Source organism: Ancylobacter moscoviensis, from assembly GCF_007559435.1.
Taxonomy (GTDB): domain Bacteria; phylum Pseudomonadota; class Alphaproteobacteria; order Rhizobiales; family Xanthobacteraceae; genus Ancylobacter; species Ancylobacter moscoviensis.
Map to the genome: position 1 here is coordinate 494,802 of NZ_VMBP01000001.1, position 19,361 is coordinate 514,162.

Consider the following 19,361-nt stretch of genomic DNA (forward strand, 5'->3'; position numbering starts at 1 on the left):
TTCAGGCCGTGCCGTTCAGCCGAACGCGCCCGATGGTTTCACCGGCGCTGCTGCCGACGGCCTCGATCGCTGCACCGATCAACGTATTGGTGCTGACGGTCTTTGTGACTTCCTTGGCGGTGTTGTCCCAATAGACCTTGTCGCCGACGGACCAGGCTTGGCTCGCGGTCTTCTTCAGATCGAAGACGCCGACAAGGTGTGCCTCGACCAGTTCGCCAAGTGCGGCGGAAGCGGTCGCAACACCGAAGACGGAGCCGACGAGGAGACCGTCGCCGGACGCGACGGCATAAGGCGCGGCGAGCGTGATCGTGCGCCCAGGCTGGACGTAGTTCTTCATGGCTTCTGTTCCTTGAGTGGAAAGGCGTTGATGATCGCAATCGGATCAGGCGCCGGGATTGCGATAGAGGCCGCGCCAGTCGATCGCCTTCGCGCCAAAGTCGAGACGGCACTTGATCTCGACGCCGTCGACATCGAAGCCGTTACGGGTCTCGATATAGGCGCCCTGCTGACCTTCGAGATAGGCGTATTCGATCGTGTCGATCTGCGCCGGGTTTGCGGCGAGATACCAAGCGGTGGCGCTCGCTGCGTCGAGCCGAGGCTCGGCAATAGGGGTGAGCGTCCGGATGGATTGCGGCACGACATCGCCGGTCTTCGCCGGGACGAGGTTTTGCGCGATGATCTGCTCGGCGGTGAGTTCGAGCGCGGCCGGCACCAGCACATAAGCCGGGCGCACGTTGAGAACGGTCTTCTTGTCGAGGCCGGTCTGCTTGGCCATGGCCGTCCGACCGTCCCCAATGGCGGCAACGCTGAGCGCTGAGGCCGGGGAAGCGAGGTTCTTATGGGTCGCGTGGAAGAGCGCGACACCATCCGCCATGTTGGCGTTTGCGGTAACGATGCCCCACACGACGTCGCTTTCGAGCGTTGCGATCGCCGTGCCGTACATGGCGGGGATGCGGGTGAAGGCGTCGAGATCGTCGTTGATGAGGACCTGGCGGGTGATGGCGACGACACGGCCATAAGTTTCGATGCGATAGCTCTCCTTCGACTCCGCAATGGTGCCGCGCTTGAATTCGCCACCTTCATCGACCTTCAACAGCTGGGGCGCTTCACCGATCTGGACGCGGTTCATCGCCTTGAAGTCGGTGGCGAGGACCTGCCGGCAGAAGGGCATGAACGTGCGCGGATAGACCTCGTAGGCCTGGCGCAACGTCTTGTTGGTTACTGCCGAGAGGATCTCGGGAAAGTCCGAGGCCGAATGCAGCGCGCGCGTTGCGATCTCGTCCCGCGAGAGACCGCGCACATTGACGCCAGCCGAACTCAGCTGCTCGCGGGCGAGTTCGAGCAGCGTCATGCCGCGATATTCCCGCGCCGGATCCGTCAAAGGGAAGAGCGTCGGGGCATAGCGGTGGAGGAGCGCGTTGGCGACCGCTTCGCGGCGGGTCACCCGCTCGTCGCGGCCACCGAGCGGCACGCTAACCTGAGAGGCCACGCGCACCTTGTCTGCTTCCGCTGCCACCTTGTCGAGAATGGCGGTGCGTGCTGCATCGATGGCGACGCCGCGTTTCACCAGATCCTCGGCGAAGCCTCGATCGAGCGAGAGCCGCCCGGCAAGGTCGTAGATGGTGGCGACACGTTCACGCTCGGTGTCCCGTGCGCGCGTGGCGATCGCCTCCGTATCCGGCGCAGGCGTGGTCCTGTCCAGGATGCGGGCGGTTTCGGCGCCACCGCTCTCGGCGGTCGCAGTATCGGTGGTTTCAATCTCGTCCATGGGGACAGGCTCCTTGCGTTGAAGGGTGGAGGCGCGGATGGGTGTTGATGGGGACGGCGCCGGCTCTGTGCGGGCATTGGCGACATCGGCCCGCGCGATCACGCAGGGGATCAGCGGCGTTCCGTCCGTGGTGTCGTGCAAGCGGAAGCCTGCTGCCGGATCGGCGCCGATCGGCACGGCGGAGATCTCGAACGGTGTCCAGTCGACAGCACGCCAAAGCTCCGGGGCTCCGGCCTGCTTGGTAACCTCGAAGCGATGGACCTGATAGCCAATCGAGACCGCTCGGATGTGCCCGGCCTCGACGTCCCGCCATACGGCCTCGGCGTCCTCGCGCTCTGAAAACCGCACGCGGGCAAGGCCGCGGCCGTTCTCGATCCTGGCGCTGCCGGGCACGACCGAACCGATCACGCTGTCGAGCGCCGAAGCGTCATGCACCTTCAGAAGAGGCGCACCGCCATTGAGGCGATCGAGCCGAACCGATTGCGGGTCCATGGCGAGTTCTTCGTCGAAGGGATCGCTGAAGAACGGATGCCGGCGGACGCGCGCGCCGGTCGACCAGATGACTTCGATGGTGCGCGCCTCCCGGTCGATAGAGGACGGCAAGAGGTCCGCCGCCCGCATGAGCGGCGGCAGGTCGATGTGACGGTTCATGTCGATGTCCTTCGAAATCAGGCGTCCGACGGGTCGGTCGATGCCGCCTGCATGACGCCGGTCTTGGTGACGCGGCGCGGATCGCTATCGAGTACGAGCCCGAGCGTGTCGATCTTGGCGTTCATCGCCGCGATCTCGGCGAGGACAGCATCAGGGTTGTGGCCCTGGCGGGCGATTGCTTGCGCGAGCGTCATGGTGCCGGAACGCATGGCCAGAAGATCGGCCGTGGCGTCTTTCAGCGGATCGACCGCCTCGAAACGCGGTGGCGACCATTCGACCACAATGTCAGGGCGCGGCAGCTTGCCGGCGGCCCAGGCTGCCTCGCAGAACCAGATCCAAAGCGGCTGGCACAGGCCGGGAATGACGATTTGCCACTGGATCGCGTCGATCAGCCGGCGAAACTCGACGAGCCCCGCCCGGATCGAGGAATAATTGACCTGAGAGAGATCCCCGGTCAGCAGCTCATAGGGCATGCGGAAGCCAGCCGCGATGATGTGCAATTGGCTGCGCAGCCATTCCCCGGTTCCGGCCGTCGTCGCCGGCTGATTGAAGCGGATGTCCTTGCCGCCGCGCGCGTAGGCGATCAGCCCTGGTTCGAACTGCTCGACTCGCTGGCCGTCGGCGTCGACGACTGCCGGCGCAATGCCCTGGTCGGCTTCATCCGCGCCGAGCACGATGCCGACGACGCAGGCTTCGGTTTTCTTTCGGACGAGCTCGGCTTGCGTCCAATCGTCGAGATCGCGCAAAGCCCGCATGACCGGCGTCCCCCACGGAACGCCGCGCACCTGCGTGCGCTGCTTCTCGTAAAGATGCAGGACATCGCGCGCTGGCACTGCGGCACTGTCGAAACGGTGGCGCATCGAGACGATCGCGTCGCCGGGATGCTGGGCGTAAAGCCAATAGGCGCGACGGCGACCGATCGCATCGAACTCGATGCCCTGCAACTGCCGACCGCCGTCCGCGAGATCGCCGTTGCGGGTGGCGTCGAGAAGATCGGCCTCGATCACCTGAACCTGCAACGGCAGCGGCAGCCCGTCCGCGGCGCGTCGGGGACGACGACGCAGCAGCACTTCGCCCGCTTCGATCATCTCGCGCACGGCAAGCGTCTGCACGCCAAGGATGTCAAGTTGCCCGTCGGCATCGGCGAGCGGCGACCAGGTCTCCCAAAGCCGATTAACGGTCTCGTCGAGCTTGGCGTCGCCAGTCGCAGCACGCGGAATGATGCCGCTGCCGACGATGTTGTTGACCAGCACGGACACGGCTTTCGCTGCGTGTGGATTGTTGCGCACGAGATCGCGCATCCGGTCTCGCAGCAGACCGCTGGCCGCGGAGATCTCCGCGTCGGCTGACGTGCCCGGCGCTTTCCAGCCGTCCGTGCGGCGCCCTCTGGCGGCGCCGTCATAGCCTCGCCGGCCGGTCGCCAGAGTCTCGAAACTGCGCCGGGCAATAGCGCGCCGGACGCCGGCCTCCGGAGAGGCCCATGCCACGAGGCGATCGATCAGCGTCACGCCGCTCATCGATCGCCCCGACCGAACCCGGCAAAGCCCGCGATCGGGCGTGCCGGGCCGCCCGACGTTGCCGCGATCTCGCTTTCGATGGTGCGGATCCGCTTCAGGAGATCGTCGGCCGAGCCATACTCGACGGTCTTGCCGTCATAGCTCACCCGCAGCGTGCCGCTGGCATAGGCGCGCTTCAGCGCGTCGAGTTCCGCTGTGGTCCACGCCATGTCCGTTTGCCTTCAAAGCCATTTCTTGCGGGGGCCGAGCCAGTCGCTCGACCGCTTCGCCGCAGGTGCGGACGGCCGCGCGAGAAGCCCGGCCTCATGGTCAACCTCGGCGGCGTCATCGCCCTGCGAAGGCCCGATCTGGTCCTCGAGGTCGCGCCATTTCTCTTCCGTCCAGCGATCGGCGCCGACGATCCAGGCCGCAGCCCGCGCATAGACACGGCAGTCGAGCGCCTCGTTGCGCTCGCGCATCTTCTGCCATTCGAGTTTCTGAAAGCCGCGCTTGGTCGTGACGGTGACGAGATGCTCGGCGACGAGCTGCTTCACCCATTCGGCGTCGACGCCGTGCGGCAGATGGATGGCGCCCGGTGGATCGACCACGCCTTCGGCGCGCTCTTCGTCCGTCGGTCGTGCCAGCCGCAGGAAGCGATAGGTTTCCGATTTGAAGGTCGAGACCGCGACGGTCCAGAGTCGAGCGCCACGACGGATCTTGCGTCCGCCTTCCGTCGCATCGACGAAGGTAGGGCCAATGACCGGGCTCACGCGGTTGAAGCCGTCGACACCCTTGATCGCCGCGACCTGCGCAGCGCCTTGGGCGCGTGCCCAGGCATACACCGCCGCGGTCTCGAAGCCGGTGTCGACCGCAAGCCTCACGATCCCGAGCCTCGGCCCGTACGCATGGGGCCAGGTGCGGCCGAGAAGTTCGGTGACCGTAGCCCAGGCATCGGCAGAGTCCGGGCCGCCGGGGATCACAACGTGATCGACCAGCCAGCTCGTCAAACCGCGCCCCCAGGCCCAGACCGAGACTTCGATGCGATCCTTCTGCAGGTCGGCGCCGGCAGTCAGGAACAGCCCGCCGCTCGGGACGATGCCGAAGCGATGTGCGCCGCGCCGCTCGTAGAGCCGCTGCCAATCGGGCGCCTCGCCGGTCTCGATCCAGGTTTCGCCGAGAACGCCATTCTTGAAGCTGCGCTTTGCTTCGTCGCTCGCCTGCGCGGCTTCCCACATGCGGGCGATGTCGGCCCAGGACAACCATCCGACCGGGGAATAGAGCCCCGACAGGTGATAGCCCATGGTGCCGCTCGTGCTCACCGGCCGCGTCGGGCGCCATTCGCCGCCCTCCATCATAGCCGTCTTGTGGTGCTCAGCGATCGCGCCGTCGCAGGCTTCGCAGACGTAGTGCGCCGTGTTCGGCTCGCCCTTGTCCCAGCGCAGACGTTCGAACCTCAGCCATTGTCGATGCCCGCAATGTGGACAGGCGACGAAGAAGCGGCGCTGATCGCTCGCTTCGAATTCGCGCTCGATCCGCGAGACGCCGTGGATCGTCGGCGTCGAGGTCAGAAAGACCTTGGAGCGCCAGGAAAAGGTCCGCGTGCGTGCTTCCGCCAGCGCGACGGGATCGCCTTCATCGTCGGCCGAGGGCGGATAGGCGTCGACCTCGTCGAGAAACAGGTAACGCGCCGGCATGGAACGCAAGCCGACGGCGCTGTTGGCGCCGGTGATGACCAGAAGCCCCGCAGGGAATTCCTTCGAGAGCATCGTGTTGCCGGCGTCGCGCGAACGCTGCGGCTTCACGCGCTCACGCAAGGCCGGACTCTCGGCGATGAGGGGATCGATGCGCTGGCGCGAAAATCGCTTGGCCAGCTCGACGGTCGGCTGGACCGCGAGCATCGGACCCGGCGCGTGATGGATCACATAGCCGATCCAGTTGTTGCCGGCCTCGGTCGCCCCGACCTGCGCCGCCTTCATGAACACGATCCGCCGCGTCGCATTTGTCGGCGACAACGCATCCATGATGGCGCGCATGTAAGGCGTGCGATCGGTTCGATACCGACCGGGTTCGGCCGAGGCGCGCGGGCTCAGGAACCGTTCGCGATCAGCCCATTCCGAGACCGTGAGTGCGGGATCGGGCGTGATCCCCGAGCCCCAGGCGTCGAGGATCGTCTCCGCACCGTCGAACGCGGCGATCTCACCGGAAATCCGGGGCGACCTCGGCGAGTTCTGCGAGGTGCGCGCGGACATATGTTTCGAGAACCTTCTGCATGGTGTGCGCGTCCTGACCGAGTTCAGCCGCCATCAGCGCGGCGACGCGGGCTGGCCAAACCGACCAGGCGTCGCGCTCTTCCCGCGCCAGGCGAAAGACGAGCGCGGTCGTGCGCGCGCGGTCGACGAGTTCGCCTTTCATGCGCTGCAGCCGAAGGCGTGCGAGATGGGCCTTGGCGATCTCGTGCGCGGTCCGCGCCTGCACGAAGGTAACGTTGCCGCTGGCGGGGAGCCCCTGTTCCTTGAGCGTCTCGCGGACGGAACCGAGCGCCGCTTCCGGCACGGGCTTCATCGCTTCCGGCGCGGGCCTGGCGGTTCCCTTCGCCTTGCCGGGTTCGGTGGAACGTTCCCAGGCCGCGTCCGCCTTTTCCGGGTCAATGCTGCCGTCGGCTTCGAGCGGGATCCGACCCGATTTCGCAGCTTTCAGAACGGCTACGTGGGAGACGCCACGGCTTCGCGCATAAGCGCGGATCGACACGCCCATGGCTCGCCCTCACAGTCAAAAAATCTAATCGGATGAGGCGCTTATTCGCTTGGCTCGTCTCCGAAGCAGCGCCTGTATGTCGTCATCAGAAGCCGGAGACGACCATGCCCCGCCGCCAGACCAACGACCAAGCCCTCAACGCTTTCATCAAGCGCAAGGCCGAGATCGACGCCGCGCTCGCCCGCCTTCAGGCCCTCAGCGGCGATCATTTCGATGTCCATCCCGACGAGGTCCATTGGGGCCATGTCGGGACATTGGCGCACTACGCCGAACTTCTGACGCGCATCACCGACAGCGCCTTCCGCGAGGGCGAACACGCGGAATGAGACGCGCCTGAACCTCCTGCAACAGCAGACCCCGCGTCGCGATCGCCGCGACCGGGGCTCGGGGTCGTGAGAGGGCTGCGATGGTGCTGGCCCCTCGAAGGAGACCCCTACCATGACCAAGCTCACCGACACCCAACTCGTCATCATCGCCGCTGCCTGCCAGCGTGCCGGCCGCGTGATCCTGCCGCTGCCCGAGAACCTCAAAGGCGGCGCCGTTGCCAAGGTCATCGACAGCCTCGCCGCCAAGGGCATGATCGAGGAAGCGGACGCCAAACCGGGCGAGCCAGTCTGGCGCGAAACCGGCGACCGACACCGCGTCACCCTGATCGCGACCGACGCCGCGCTTGAAGCCCTCGGCATCACCGAGGACCCGCCGATTGAAACCGCGTCCGAGGCCGGCGAACGGGAGCCCGCCCCCGTCGCCGACTTTTCTGACGCTTCGTATCCGCTTGCCGACGAGGGCATGGAGGCGTCGCTTACGCCGAAGCACCGGGCGCGTGACGACAGCAAGCAGGCCAAGCTGATCGAGATGCTGCGGCGGCCGGATGGCGCGACAATCGAAGAGATCGTCGGCGCCTTCGGCTGGCAGCCTCACACAGTCCGGGGCGCGATTGCCGGGGCGCTGAAGAAGAAGCTTGGGCTCGACGTGACCTCGGAGAAGATCGAGAAGCGCGGGCGGGTGTATCGAATCGCCGGCTGAAACCGCCTCCGCGACAGGACGTCGTCGACCAAATGGCCCGGCACTTCCAAGCGCCGGGCCATCGTGATATCAGCGTGGCGCGAAAACGACCCTGCCTCCGATCGACATCGTCTAAGTTTTATTCGTGGCCCTCCGGCCGCGCGCCTCTTCGCGCGCTATTTCAACCGGAGAACCACCCCATGCACCACAAGCGAAAGAAGCCCCGGACCAAGAGCCGGAGTGTCGGCGCGTTTCCGAACGGAACACCGTCGCACTGGAACATCCTGTTTCACAATCGACCGCGCCGCCGACGCGAGCACGTCCGTCTCCTGGCAATCCTGCGCGGCAAAGATCCCGAGACCTTGGTCTGGGATCTCGGCAATTCTCGGCCGCACAAATATTATTGGTGATGTGATGACCCCTGCCTCGACGGACCACGGCAGCATTCTGCCATCGGATGCCTCCGCGCTCATTGTCTCCGCTGACGGCGAGCTTTCGTTCATGCTCGCCGATTACCCCGAGGATCAAGCTCTGCCGCGCATGGTGCAATTGCTCGCTGCAGTCGTGCTGCGCTCGACAGATGCAGACTGGGTGGACGAGATGATCGCTATCTTCGACGAGACGCCGCGATCGTGAGGCGGCCCATGCCCGTGAGCCGTTCGAACAGCCGCCGGAGGCAATAGGACCGTGCGATCGAAACGAGCGTAAAGATCAGTCCGATCGCGAGTGTATCGCCGAGCGTGGCGTGCAGCCCGAACCACGGAAAGACCAGAATCTGCGTCGTGACGGCGACGCCATAACCGACGAATACGTTGACGATGGCTTCCACCAGAGACATGGCGCGCGTTTGGCGCATCGCGCGAGTTCTTTCTTGCTAGAAAAGAGCGCCCTGTTCGATGTCCGGGAGTCGAACGATCCCGTTTATCAGCCAGGTGTCGGGGTACTGCGAGTGCGTGCCCATCGCCAGCAACATGCCTTTGCGTGGATATTCCTCGCCAAAGACCTTGCGAACCTCATCGGCCGCCTGAGCCTCGCCGTATTGCCGAGACCAATTGAAGAACGCCGCTTCTGTTTCCCAGTCCTGGCATGTGCCAAAGCGCTCTCCATCATCGGTCCGATATCGATACCGGAAGCGATAAGGACAGGGTTGGTAGGGCGTCGTCTGTTTGGCGAACAGGTCGGTTTGGGCACGCAGAGCTTCAAATCGAGCGGTCTCTTCCGCGATCTCAGACGCTTCCTTCTTCTCGACGACAAACTCCAGGATCTCGGGCCTGAGAAGCGCCAACGATCTGCCCGCACCGCGCTCGCGCTGCAGGCTGGTGACGATCGATTTGGCCAGGAACCGCTCGCGTTCAGCCTTCTTCAGCTCGCCGACTATGTCGATTGAATCCTGATCCACCCGGCGGCTTTCTGGCCTGGTATCGTCGTTCGGGAGGCGCCACTTGAATTGAATCCGGTCCCACCGCCCGAACTTCTTGCGGTCTTCGAGAAGTCGAAACGAAACCGGGTAGAGACGCAGCCAATTACCGTAGAGGTCGATCCCGGCGCAACAAACGGTTTCGCCGTGCCGCTGACCAACCTGCGGCGCCGCTTTGATGATGACGACGGCTTCGGTGCTACCCGATGTGGAGGGCGGCTGCATGGTGCGTGCGCGCGCTCCCTATCTTGGGCCACGGCTTGCCGGCCTGGTTCACCCCCAGATGAACCAGACGAAACCCACCACGTCGCGCCATCTCCTCGCCAACGATGCACCGATGACAATGCTTGTGATCGCGCTCAAAGCAGAGCAAGCACGCGAAACGATCCTTGGCGGCTTCGATGCCGCGCACCAAATCCGCTTGCGCAGTTTCCGAACGCAGATGGGCGTCGAAGATGCGTCGGAAATCCTCGAAACGCCCCTCGCGCGCTGCGACGCGGCCAGGCTTGGGGTCCCCCAAGCCCTTCAAGTGAAGATAATCGACGCCTTGCGCGCGAAGTTGTTGAGCAAGTCCGTTTTTGGAAAAGCCCTTCTTTCGCGAGATCGGAACATCGCGCACGTCGATAAGCAAATCGATGCCAACGTGCGTCAACGTCGCCAGGAAATCTTCTATCGAACTACCTTCATAGCCGATGGTATGCAGCGCCGCAGTCGGCATATCACTCCGATTCTCCGCCTATTTTATCGTTAATCATCAAGGTGACATGGTTAAGGCGCGGTTAAGGGCCGACGTCAAGATGTCTGGGCGGGCGTCCTTTCGGCTTGTCGGCCACAGAACGTCTGCCACCGTTCGACAATCACATCGCAATAGCTGGGATCGATCTCGATCGCGAGACAGGCGCGATCGGTGGTCTCGGCGGCGATGATCGTCGTGCCGCTGCCCGCAAAGGGCTCGTAGACCAGCTCGCCCTTGGCCGAATTATTCAGAATTGGGCGGCGCATGCACTCGACCGGCTTCTGCGTGCCGTGAACGGTCGCCTCGTCCTCGTTGCCACTCACGCCGATCGCCCAGAGAGTTGACTGATCGCGAGCGCCTTGCCAATGTCCCGTCGCCTGGCGACGGACGGCGTAGAGGCAGGGCTCATGCTGCCAATGATAGTCGCCCCGGCCGAGCACGAAACGCGACTTCGACCAGATGATCTGTGAGCGGATCGCGAAATCCGCGGCCTCCAGGCTTTCGATCACGGTCCTGGTGTGGATGCCGGCATGCCAGACATAGGCGACATCGCCGGGGAAGAGGCGCCATGCGTCGCGCCAGTCGGCGCGATCGTCATTCCGCACCTTTCCGGTCCGCGTCGTTGCCGAGACGCCGGCGTCGTTGCGCCAGTTCGGGTCGTATTCGACGCCATAGGGCGGATCGGAGACCATGAGATGTGGCTTTGCCCCATCGAGCAGCCGCGTCACGTCGGAAGCCGACGTCGCGTCCCCGCACAGGAGCCGGTGAGAACCGAGAATCCAGAGGTCTCCGGGCCGTGTGACGGCCTCTTTCGGCGGATCCGGGATGCTGTCTTCATCGCTTTCGGGCCTGTCGGCGTCGACATCAGCACCAGACAGGAGCCGATCGAGTTCATCCTCCTCGAAACCGAGCAGATCGAGGTCGAGACCGTCCTCCTTCAGCCGCGCAAGCTCGGCCGCAAGCGTCGCCTCATCCCAGCCGGCGTTGAGCGCGATCTGATTGTCGGCGATGCGATAGGCACGCGCCTGCGCATCGGTGAGATGGGCGAGCCGAATAATGGGAACGTCACGCAAGCCGAGCCGTTTGGCCGCCAGAAGCCGTCCATGCCCGGCAATGAGAATGCCGCGCTCGTCGATCAGACAGGGCGCGTTGAAGCCGAATTCGGCGATGGAAGCCGCGATCTGCGCGATTTGGTCGTCAGAATGCGTCCTCGCATTGGCTGCGTAGGGCAGAAGCGCTTCGACCGGGACGCGCTCGATCGTCGAGGCGTCACGCCGCACGGCTCTTCTCTCCCTTGCCGCGGGCTGCGGCGATGTCCTCGAAGGTTCGCTCTTCGCCGTCGAGCATGACGGGCACAGTCGGATGAAGCTTTCGCCAGCGCGCGATCGCGAGATCGACGTATTCGGACGCAAGTTCAATGGCCGCAACGCGCCGACCGCAACGTTCAGCGGCGAGGATGCAGGTCCCAGAACCGGCGAAAGGCTCGAAGACCAGATCCCCCTCGGCCGAAAAGGCCTGCATCACGAATTCCGGCAACGCGATCGGAAACACAGCCGGATGCTCGGTTTCGATGCCGCGAGCCTTGTGGCGCGTGATGCGCACCACGCTGTCGGGAATCCGCATCTCCTGAACGCCTTGGCCGGCATGCGACCAGGCGCCGACGGTACCGTCCTGCGCGCGCATTCCGCCGTGGCTGTCATTGACGTGTCCAGCCCATTTGCAGGGCACGATCTTGTTCGGCTTGCGCGCCTTGCGATTGAAGTGGAACAGAAACTCGAAGGCTGGCGACAATCGCCCGTTCCAATCGCCGGGGAGGCCCGGCCCTTGGTCCCACACGTAGAGGCCGAAGCGACGCCAGCCGTCGCTGCGCATCCAGTCGAGCCAATCCGCCCAATAGGGCTGCCATTCGTTGTCGCGATGGACGAGGCCGAGATTGACGAGCAGCTGGCCGTCCTCGGACAGCACCGCCCCTGCGTGGCGGAAGACGCCCTGCATGAGAGCGTCCCAGTCGCCGATCCCGCCCGTATAGGTACGCTGCTGCGCGTAGGGCGGCGACGTGAACAGAAGCGTCGCCTTGGCGCCATCGACAACGCGCGCAACGACGGCTGCGTCGGTGCTATCGCCGCACAGAAGACGATGATTGCCAAGGCGCCAAAGATCGCCCGGCAGGGTGACCGGATCGGTGGGCAGCGCCGACGTCTCGTCGATGTCATCGGCAGCGGCGTCGGTGTCCGCCTCGTTCTCGTCGATCGGCGCCAGTAGGTCGTCGAGTTCGTCCTCGCTGAATCCGGTGAGCGTAAGATCGAAGCCCTCGCTGTTGAGGGCATGAAGTTCGCCAGCGAGGAGCGCATCGTCCCAGCTCGCGTTGAGGGCGAGCTTGTTGTCCGCGATGACGTAAGCCCGCCGCTGCGCAGGGGTCAGATGATCGAGGATCACCACCGGCACGGTATCGAGCCCGAGTCGCCTGGCGGCCTCCAGTCGACCATGGCCTGCGATGACGTCGCCATCGACGGAGATGAGCACGGGGTTGGTCCAGCCGAACTCGACGATACTGGCCGCGATCTGGGCGACCTGGGCGTCGTCATGGGTTCGCGGATTACGCGCATAGGACTGCAGCCGATCGATCGACCAATGTTCGATCGCGTCAGGCAAGCGGGGCGACATGGCGGGCGAGGTTCATCCGGTAACCGACGCGCGCTGGTTACCACTTGCGATGCCAACGGAGGCGCGCGGAACTGTGAAATAATTCAGAAGGTTCGCGAGAGAGCCGGTAACCAGCCCTTGTCGGCTGGTAACTCAGGTTTCCGGGGTGGCACTAGCGAAGTTCTGCGCTGCTGCCCTCCGCATAGCGCAAGGGCCGGGAAGGACCCGGGCCTTTCGACCGGCCGGGGCGCTGCGCTCGCGCCTCCTGCGAGGATGCCCCGAAACCTAGCCTCATTCGGGCTTTTCGTCTCAGCGAAAAGTGTCCGCCGGACATCTTCCGCAGGGCTTCGCGCGGATACCCTCAATCGCCGCGCACAGCTCAGGGGCTGGGGACCACAGGCTGCCTGTCGCCGTTCGGCTACAGTTTGTCTTGTCGTCGAGCGACGACATTGCTATATTGTTGCCGTTCGACGACACGAAGGCCTCGCGCCATGCACATCCGCACCCCTCTGGATCTCGGCCTCATCATTCGCGACAGACGGCGCAGGCTTGGTCTCAGCCAAGGCGAGCTTGCCTCAAAGGCTGGTGTTGGCCGGCAATGGCTCGTGGCGATCGAGCAGGGCAAGGCCCGCGCCGAGATCGGCCTGGTCCTGCGCACGCTGTCAACGCTCGGGCTCACGCTTTCTGTCGACGAAGAGGCTTCCAATCGCAGGGCCGGCAACCATGACGAGATCGCGCCCGTCGACATTGACGCCGTCGTCTCATCCCTGAAGGGGGATGCCCGATGACCGACCGGCTCGTCGTCCTCGCCGATGGCCACATCATGGGCGAAGTCCGCCGCTCGCGTTCGGGGCGTCTGGCCTTCGTCTACCACGACGGCTGGCGGAGGAGCAGCAATGCCTATCCGCTTTCCCTCTCCATGCCGCTCGTGGTCGCCGAGCATGAGCATGGACGGATCGAGCCGTGGCTTTGGGGGCTCCTGCCGGACAATGAGGCGATACTCGCCCGTTGGGGACAGAGGTTTCAGGTTTCGCCACGCAACGCCTTCGCCCTTCTGGGCGCCGTCGGTGAGGATTGTGCGGGCGCCATCCAGTTGGCCCCCTCCGAGCGTGTGCCAACGCTCATGGAAGCCGATCAGGGCTTCGTGGCTTGGCTCTCGTCAAGCGACATAGCTGAGCGCCTTGCCCTTCTGCGCAAGGACCAGTCGGCTTGGCGTGTGGCGCGGGACGCCGGTCAGTTCAGCCTGGCCGGAGCCCAACCGAAGACCGCACTTCTCTTCGATGGTGAACGCTGGGGAATACCGTCCGGTCGCATGGCCACGACGCACATCTTGAAACCGCCGATCGACGCCTTTGACGGTCACGCTGAAAACGAGCATCTGTGCCTCGCGCTGTCGCGCGCGCTCGGATTTCCCGCCGCCCGGTCGCGCGTCATGCGCTTCGATGACGAGATGGCGATCGTCGTCGAACGCTATGATCGCCAACGCACCGCAGCCGGCATTCGACGCCTGCATCAGGAGGACGTCTGCCAAGCGCTCGGCTTGCCGCCCACCAAAAAGTATCAGAACGAGGGTGGCCCTGCGCTAGGCGAAATGCTGGAAGTCATTCGCGCCTATTCGGGAGTTCCCCAGGAAGACGAGTGGACATTCGCTCGCGCCCTGATTTTCAACTGGCTGATCGGCGGCACGGACGCGCATGCGAAGAACTTTTCCATGCTGATCGGCGCTGGTGGACGAGCCCGTCTCGCCCCCCTCTATGACGTTGCCAGCACGCTGGTCTACGATTTCGATCCGCGCAAGCTGAAGCTCGCTAACAGGATCGGCGGCGCATATCTCATCGAAGACATCGGTCCGCGGCAGTGGGAGCAGTTTGCGGTCGAGACACGCCTTCCGAAGCAGGATGTCCTTAATGCCGCCCGCGCCATGGCGAGCGCCTTGCCCGCGGCCATTCATGCGGTTGCGGATCAGGCGCGCAGCGAAGGCCTCGATCATCCGGTCATTCCAAGAATGGTCGATATCTTGAGCGCGCGCGCCGAACGATGCGCCCGGCTCTTCCCGGATTGACAGGGGCACCGCATTGCAATGACGGCAGCGGGCCGCATTCGGCGGAAATGGGTGCAATTGGGTGTGCATTCGGGCGTGGCCCCGCTATTCCTGGGGCAGCTCCAAAGGCTCGCAAGCCCGCTTCACCATTTCGATGACATAGCGTCTGGACCGGAGCTTTGGCACGGGACGGTGGTTCAAGCGCCAGGCGATGACGCAGAGGGCGTAGAGCCAATGTTCATTGGCGGCGGAGCGTTGCAGCCCGACGGTCCAGCAAATGGTCTTCCAACGCTCGCCGTGGGCGCGCAGCCAAATGATCTTGCCGTCGACCGGATCGAGACCGGTCGTCCAGCTCAGCGTCTCCTCCATTCGGCTGATGGCGGCCGGAGACGGCGGGACGCGCATCGGCCTTGGTTCCTGGCCGACCAGATCGCTGAACTCATAGAAAATCTTCGGCCAGGTGCTGAAATACCCCTGGACCCTCGCCGAAGGCAGACGCTTCAGGACATAGGCTGCTTCGGCAAGGCGGGCTTCGACGAGGCTCGGCGTCCATTCGCTCATCGCACGCCTCCCTGAGTTTCGATGGCCCAGAGGAGCAGCGCGATGGCGTCGGCCTCGTTGTCGTCCTTCGGGTTGAAGCCTCGCGCGGTGACGGCCGCGATCACAGCGTCTTTGCCTGCGTTACCCTTGGCCGTCGCATGACGCTTGATCGTGCCGACGGGAACGCCCTGATAGGCAATGCCCCGATGTTCGCACCATGCCGTCAGCGTCGCCAGAAAGCCGCCATAGAGATGGGCGGCATCGATACCGAGGTGGCGGCGGACCTCTTCGAAGTAGATGGCGGCGAGCCCGGCAGCATCGTCGGCCATCGAGTCGAGCCAGCCTGCAAAGCGGACATACCGCATGCCGCCACCGTCGAAGCGGCTGGGCCGGAACGAGACCGAGCCCGAGAGGATATGGCCAGTCGCGAGCCGCATGGCCCAGCCGGTCGTCGTGCCGAGATCGAGAGCAAGCATGGCGCCCGAGCCATTCTGGCCGTGGCCCGGACTGACCAGCAAGGCGCCCGGCTCATTGCCGGTCACGAGGACGGGCTGGAACGAGGTCGCCAACACTGCTGCCGATGACCCAAGTCGCGACGGACGAGCGCGCCTGACAGGAGCTCGCTCGTCTCTCCCGTAGGGAGAGCGGAAATTCCGGCAATCTGGCAGCTTCCCCAAGCTGTTGAAATCGCCACTCTTTTTGGAGTTGCCAAATTGCCAAAAGGAAGTTGCCAGATTGCCGGCCCGCAACTCCGCCGCCGGCGTAACACATTGAACTGAAAAGGATTTCTGTGTCGGCAAGTTGCCAGTTGCCGAAGTTGTCAGTTGCCAGAACCGTCGCTTTGGCAACTTCTCGACGGGCGTGATCATGGGGTCTCTCCTTCGGGATAGACCCAGACGAGCGGATTCTCGACGTCGAGGACCGCGCCGGTCTGAGCCGACTTGTAGTGGGTTGGAAGAACGGGGATGAAGGACGGCGTGATCTCCCCCGTGTCGGGATCGATCGTCTCACCGGCGGGGAAGTGCATGCCCTCGATCACGAGGTAGCCGAGCTTTGAGCGGGCATTGGGCAGGCCGTAGGGGCGGCCGTCGCGGGTGAACTTCACATAGCCCTTGGTGGTGAGAACGCTGACGCGCTCGCGGATCGTGGTCCGGCCGCCAAGCCCGGCCTGGTTTTCGAAGGCCTCGGCGAACTGCAAAGCGGTGTAGAGGTGCCCGGCTCGCGCCTGGTCGTCGAGGATTTGCAGGATCACGTCGCGCTTGCGCGCGCGCTCGGCATCGAGGCGTTCGCCGAGGTCCTTGCGCACGATCCGTTCGGATTTCGGATCGATGATGACCCAGCGCCCCTGACGCTTGTCGATCAGGATCGGATCGAGCGCGGGTCCGTTGCGCAGCTCGAACTCGAGGCGACGCTCGGGACGATCCTCGTCGGGCCGATGCATCAGAATGCCGGCGCTGTAGAAGCCTCTAAGCGCACTTGCGCCGGCGAGCGCCAGAAAGGGGTCTTCCGCGATCTGCCGCTTCTGCGCTTTTCGGGTGTGGTGGCTGAGAATGAGCCCCGCTTCCGGCGCGGCGGCATTGCGCAATGCTTCCACGCGCGCCTGCAGGAAGAACAACATGGCGTCGTTGTCGTTCTCGCCGCCGCCATCCGGTCCACCGTCGAACAGATTGCGGATCGGGTCGATGCACAGGATGTCGGGGCGCTCGCCATCGAAGGCGCCCAGCATCGCTGCCTCGACCAGCGCAAGACCGCGACCGTCCAGAATGAGCCGCAGCTTCGGCGTCACGACGAGATTGTCGCGCGCAGTTGCGAGCACGGATTTCGGGAGGTTCAAGCCCTGCAAGCGCTCGCGCAAATAGTGGTAGTCGATCTCCGCCTGGAGATAGAAGACCCGCAGAGGACGCGGCGGTTTGAAGCAGAGAAAAGCCGACCCCGCCGCCATGTGGGTGAGAAGGCTGATCAGGAAGTCGCTCTTGCCCACCTTCGGCGCGCCGCCGAGCACCAGCATACCGCCCGGCGTGAGCACGCGCGGCGCGATGATGTCGGCTGGCATGGGGCTCTGGTCATCGAGCAGCGCGCCGAGACTAAAGGCCGGAATGGCGGCGATCGGCGGAGCGGTGAGTGTGAGACCCGGCCCGTTGCGGGCCACATGCCTTCGCCACAGCCGGTCGAATTCGGCGCCGACGCGCTCGGCCGGCCAAGGCGGATCGAGGCATGCCTGATTGAACTGCTGGATCGCTTGGCGGGCCTCTTCCTCGGTTTCGCGTCCTTCATGGACGAGACGGACGTGGTGACCGATCACCATGCTCGCTGCTTCAAAGCGGGTGATGGGATCGATCCCGCCGGCGCGCGTGCGCCGCTTCAGGACGTCGTCGAGGGTGGCCTTTGGGTGGTGCGATGTCTCCGCCATCGGCGGCGTGATGCCCTGCAGCACTGGCATCATGTCCACGGAATCCGCGAATTCCCGCAGGTCAACCTCGCTCGAAGAAATCTCGCGGATTGCGACAAGGCGCGTTGCCCCGCCTTTGAAATAGAGCGTGCCGGCGACACGGATGGGCTGGTGGGCGGAACGGAAATGCGGATCGCCGCCGACCTTGTCGGCGATCATCCCGCGCAGCGCGCAGACGAGATCGATGTCCGCTCCTTCCGCCGGCTCGTTGAGCCGCCACCAGACATGGAGCTTCGGCGCGCCGGTCTCGGTGCGTCCGCCGCTCTCGACCACCATCACGGGCGGCGGCAGATACCGCCTGAAATGTGCGAGCTTGACCTCGACATCGTCGGTATCGAGATCGGCGACGATCGTCTGGATCTGCTGGATGTCATCCGCTCTGGCCTGCCCCTGTTCGGCGACCGTGCCGGGCACGACATAGAGCGCCGCGCCCTCACGAGCGGCCCACACCGCCGTGGTGTGAACGTGCGCCGCAGCCCCAGAATCGACCGGAAGCCAGGACGTGTGCGGCCGGCCGGAGCTTCCCTTCTCGGGCAGGCCGCGGACCGGGATCAGCCCGTCGCAATAGCCAAAGACGCGGTCGATGAAGAGCGCGATCGTCTCGGCGTCCGGCGCGAGCATGGGATCGGCGGTCGGGGCTGCATCGTTGAAGTCCCGCCAGGCATCGATGCGCACGACGTTGCCGGTCGAGGCGTCGTCCCCGCTCATCCTGGCAACCTCCAGCAGCGTTCGGCCCAAGGGCAGAAGCGGCATTCGTGATGGGCGGGATCATGCGCGACACGCGGCAACAGCTCGTGGACGTCGGTGGCGCGCAGGATGCGCACGGCACGATCGCTCGCGGCTTGCGCGCGAGCAGCGTCGAAGGGCACGAGTTCATGGTGAAGCTCGGCCGTGTCTTTGTTGATCGCAGTGAAGAGCGCCGGATGCTCCGAGACGCCCGGCAGCGCCGGTTCCATATAGGCTTGGTAGAGCGCGATCTGGACGGCATAGATCGGCTTCGCCAGGACGACGCCCTTGGCGACGGTCTCCCGCCACGCCTTGGCGTTCATGGTCTTGCATTCCCAGATCGCCGGGGCCTGAAGAGCCGGGAAGCCCGGTGCGCCGAAAACGACGCCGTCGACGTGACCGCGGATTCGGCCGCTCGCCACCGAAAAACCGATCTGCCCGCCGTCCTTCGTGCGGGTGACGAGATCGAGACCGGCCGCGTGCAGCCAACGGATCGCCACATCTTCGAGCACATGACCGATCTCGAAGATCCTGAGCGTCCGACCATCGAGGTCCGCCCCCGCATCGCGCGGCGTGTCCGTGAATTCGAACTGCAGCGCGCGATCGCAGGGGACGCCGAGACGGGAAGCGCCGAGATAGGTGCGCGCCGATGTCGCCCCGCGCTCGGCTGCGAGCGCGGCATCGATGCGCTGGTTCAGGTGATCGGCGATGCTGGCGCGATGGTTGAAGTTGAGCATCAGAACGGAATCTCCGTGCTCGCACGCGCAGCGCTCGCCGCCATCGCTTCCTGGAAGGCGCCGACGGCCGCTTCGATCAGCGTGAGCACCTGCGCTTCCGATAGGCCGGCGAGTGGCGTCGCCCAGCCGATCTCCTCCATGAGTTCGGCGACGGGTTTCAGCGCCGCGCGCATGGCCGCGCGTTCCTGTTCGGTGAGGTCAACCACGGAACGCCTCCGTGCCGACGAGGACCAGAAGGCCTGACAGGTGATCGAGCAGAACCAGCGATCCGGGCGCGGCCGACTGGAACGGAAGGGCTCGCGCCAGCCAAAGCCACGCGCCGGTCGCCAGCAGACGGCGCAGGGGATCCCGCGCGGGTGCCAGAGCCGCTCGCGGGTCGAGGGGAGCGTCGACGTCAT

The 19,361-nt window shown here is 64.9% G+C and carries 21 protein-coding genes; 5 read left to right on the forward strand and 16 right to left on the reverse strand.

All coding sequences use genetic code 11. The annotated features are described in order from the left end of the window. Position 1 precedes the first annotated feature (1 nt). From FO470_RS02220 to FO470_RS02245, 6 genes are read right to left on the reverse strand one after another with little or no spacing between them, the layout of a single operon-like run. Complete coding sequence (locus FO470_RS02220) at positions 2-337, reverse strand: DUF2190 family protein (RefSeq protein ID WP_144341287.1); 336 nt, start codon at positions 335-337, stop codon at positions 2-4. 45 nt (positions 338-382) lie between these two features. After that, on the reverse strand, positions 383-2,419 hold the full coding sequence (locus FO470_RS02225) for a prohead protease/major capsid protein fusion protein (protein ID WP_144341288.1): 2,037 nt from the start codon (positions 2,417-2,419) through the stop codon (positions 383-385). Positions 2,420-2,436: 17 nt separating this feature from the next. Next, on the reverse strand, positions 2,437-3,936 hold the full coding sequence (locus tag FO470_RS02230) for a phage portal protein (RefSeq protein WP_144341289.1): 1,500 nt from the start codon (positions 3,934-3,936) through the stop codon (positions 2,437-2,439). Further along, positions 3,933-4,145 carry a phage head-tail joining protein gene (locus tag FO470_RS02235; protein WP_144341290.1) on the reverse strand — a complete coding sequence of 71 codons (213 nt, stop codon included), beginning with the start codon at positions 4,143-4,145 and terminating at the stop codon, positions 3,933-3,935. Before FO470_RS02235 ends, FO470_RS02230 begins: the two co-directional genes overlap by 4 nt. Positions 4,146-4,157: 12 nt before the next feature. Next, on the reverse strand, positions 4,158-6,164 hold the full coding sequence (locus tag FO470_RS02240; RefSeq protein WP_186291807.1) for a phage terminase large subunit family protein: 2,007 nt from the start codon (positions 6,162-6,164) through the stop codon (positions 4,158-4,160). After that, entirely contained in the window at positions 6,112-6,669 is a 558-nt protein-coding gene (locus FO470_RS02245; RefSeq protein WP_144341291.1) for an elements of external origin, read from the reverse strand. Before FO470_RS02245 ends, FO470_RS02240 begins: the two co-directional genes overlap by 53 nt. Positions 6,670-6,773: 104 nt before the next feature. Here FO470_RS02245 and FO470_RS02250 point away from each other — a divergent pair, with 104 nt between their 5' ends. The 3 genes from FO470_RS02250 to FO470_RS02260 all read left to right on the forward strand — a co-directional run bounded on the left by FO470_RS02250 (position 6,774) and on the right by FO470_RS02260 (position 8,310). Continuing rightward, positions 6,774-6,995 (forward strand): hypothetical protein, encoded by a 222-nt coding sequence (locus tag FO470_RS02250; RefSeq protein WP_144341292.1) that lies wholly within the window; start codon positions 6,774-6,776, stop codon positions 6,993-6,995. Positions 6,996-7,107: 112 nt separating this feature from the next. Further along, entirely contained in the window at positions 7,108-7,695 is a 588-nt protein-coding gene (locus FO470_RS02255; RefSeq protein WP_144341293.1) for a DUF3489 domain-containing protein, read from the forward strand. A gap of 393 nt (positions 7,696-8,088) precedes the next feature. Continuing rightward, entirely contained in the window at positions 8,089-8,310 is a 222-nt protein-coding gene (locus FO470_RS02260) for a hypothetical protein (protein ID WP_144341294.1), read from the forward strand. Here FO470_RS02260 and FO470_RS02265 read toward each other — a convergent pair. The 5 genes from FO470_RS02265 to FO470_RS02285 all read right to left on the reverse strand — a co-directional run bounded on the left by FO470_RS02265 (position 8,282) and on the right by FO470_RS02285 (position 12,491). Then, positions 8,282-8,530 carry a DUF7220 family protein gene (locus tag FO470_RS02265; protein ID WP_144341295.1) on the reverse strand — a complete coding sequence of 83 codons (249 nt, stop codon included), beginning with the start codon at positions 8,528-8,530 and terminating at the stop codon, positions 8,282-8,284. The two genes, FO470_RS02260 and FO470_RS02265, sit on opposite strands and share 29 nt — an antisense overlap. 18 nt (positions 8,531-8,548) lie before the next feature. Next, on the reverse strand, positions 8,549-9,316 hold the full coding sequence (locus tag FO470_RS02270) for a hypothetical protein (protein ID WP_144341296.1): 768 nt from the start codon (positions 9,314-9,316) through the stop codon (positions 8,549-8,551). Then, positions 9,291-9,809: a DUF488 domain-containing protein gene (locus tag FO470_RS02275; protein ID WP_144341297.1), complete on the reverse strand. Its 519-nt coding sequence runs from the start codon at positions 9,807-9,809 to the stop codon at positions 9,291-9,293. The genes FO470_RS02270 and FO470_RS02275 overlap by 26 nt, the downstream gene beginning before the upstream one ends. A gap of 74 nt (positions 9,810-9,883) precedes the next feature. Next, positions 9,884-11,107: a site-specific DNA-methyltransferase gene (locus FO470_RS02280; RefSeq protein ID WP_144341298.1), complete on the reverse strand. Its 1,224-nt coding sequence runs from the start codon at positions 11,105-11,107 to the stop codon at positions 9,884-9,886. Then, on the reverse strand, positions 11,097-12,491 hold the full coding sequence (locus FO470_RS02285; protein ID WP_144341299.1) for a site-specific DNA-methyltransferase: 1,395 nt from the start codon (positions 12,489-12,491) through the stop codon (positions 11,097-11,099). The genes FO470_RS02280 and FO470_RS02285 overlap by 11 nt, the downstream gene beginning before the upstream one ends. 470 nt (positions 12,492-12,961) lie before the next feature. Between FO470_RS02285 and FO470_RS02290 the strand changes: the two genes are divergently transcribed. Both FO470_RS02290 and FO470_RS02295 read left to right on the forward strand, forming a co-directional pair. Next, on the forward strand, positions 12,962-13,258 hold the full coding sequence (locus FO470_RS02290; RefSeq protein WP_144341300.1) for a helix-turn-helix domain-containing protein: 297 nt from the start codon (positions 12,962-12,964) through the stop codon (positions 13,256-13,258). After that, a complete protein-coding gene (locus FO470_RS02295) occupies positions 13,255-14,532 on the forward strand; it encodes a type II toxin-antitoxin system HipA family toxin (RefSeq protein ID WP_144341301.1) in 1,278 nt (425 codons plus the stop codon). The genes FO470_RS02290 and FO470_RS02295 overlap by 4 nt, the downstream gene beginning before the upstream one ends. Positions 14,533-14,616: 84 nt before the next feature. Here FO470_RS02295 and FO470_RS02300 read toward each other — a convergent pair whose 3' ends face one another. From FO470_RS02300 to FO470_RS19615, 5 genes are all read right to left on the reverse strand, one after another. After that, positions 14,617-15,072 carry a DUF6362 family protein gene (locus tag FO470_RS02300; RefSeq protein WP_144341302.1) on the reverse strand — a complete coding sequence of 152 codons (456 nt, stop codon included), beginning with the start codon at positions 15,070-15,072 and terminating at the stop codon, positions 14,617-14,619. Beyond that, the gene (locus FO470_RS02305; RefSeq protein ID WP_144342022.1) at positions 15,069-15,527 is read right to left on the reverse strand and encodes a hypothetical protein; all 459 of its coding nucleotides are present in this window, start codon (positions 15,525-15,527) and stop codon (positions 15,069-15,071) included. The genes FO470_RS02300 and FO470_RS02305 overlap by 4 nt, the downstream gene beginning before the upstream one ends. A gap of 389 nt (positions 15,528-15,916) precedes the next feature. Further along, the gene (locus tag FO470_RS02310; protein ID WP_144341303.1) at positions 15,917-18,253 is read right to left on the reverse strand and encodes an AAA family ATPase; all 2,337 of its coding nucleotides are present in this window, start codon (positions 18,251-18,253) and stop codon (positions 15,917-15,919) included. Continuing rightward, positions 18,205-18,963, reverse strand: coding sequence for a PD-(D/E)XK nuclease family protein (locus tag FO470_RS02315; RefSeq protein WP_144341304.1), 759 nt, complete (start codon positions 18,961-18,963; stop codon positions 18,205-18,207). Before FO470_RS02315 ends, FO470_RS02310 begins: the two co-directional genes overlap by 49 nt. Further along, positions 18,963-19,361, reverse strand: a complete 399-nt coding sequence (locus FO470_RS19615) for a DUF6511 domain-containing protein (protein WP_210244890.1) — start codon at positions 19,359-19,361, stop codon at positions 18,963-18,965. Before FO470_RS19615 ends, FO470_RS02315 begins: the two co-directional genes overlap by 1 nt.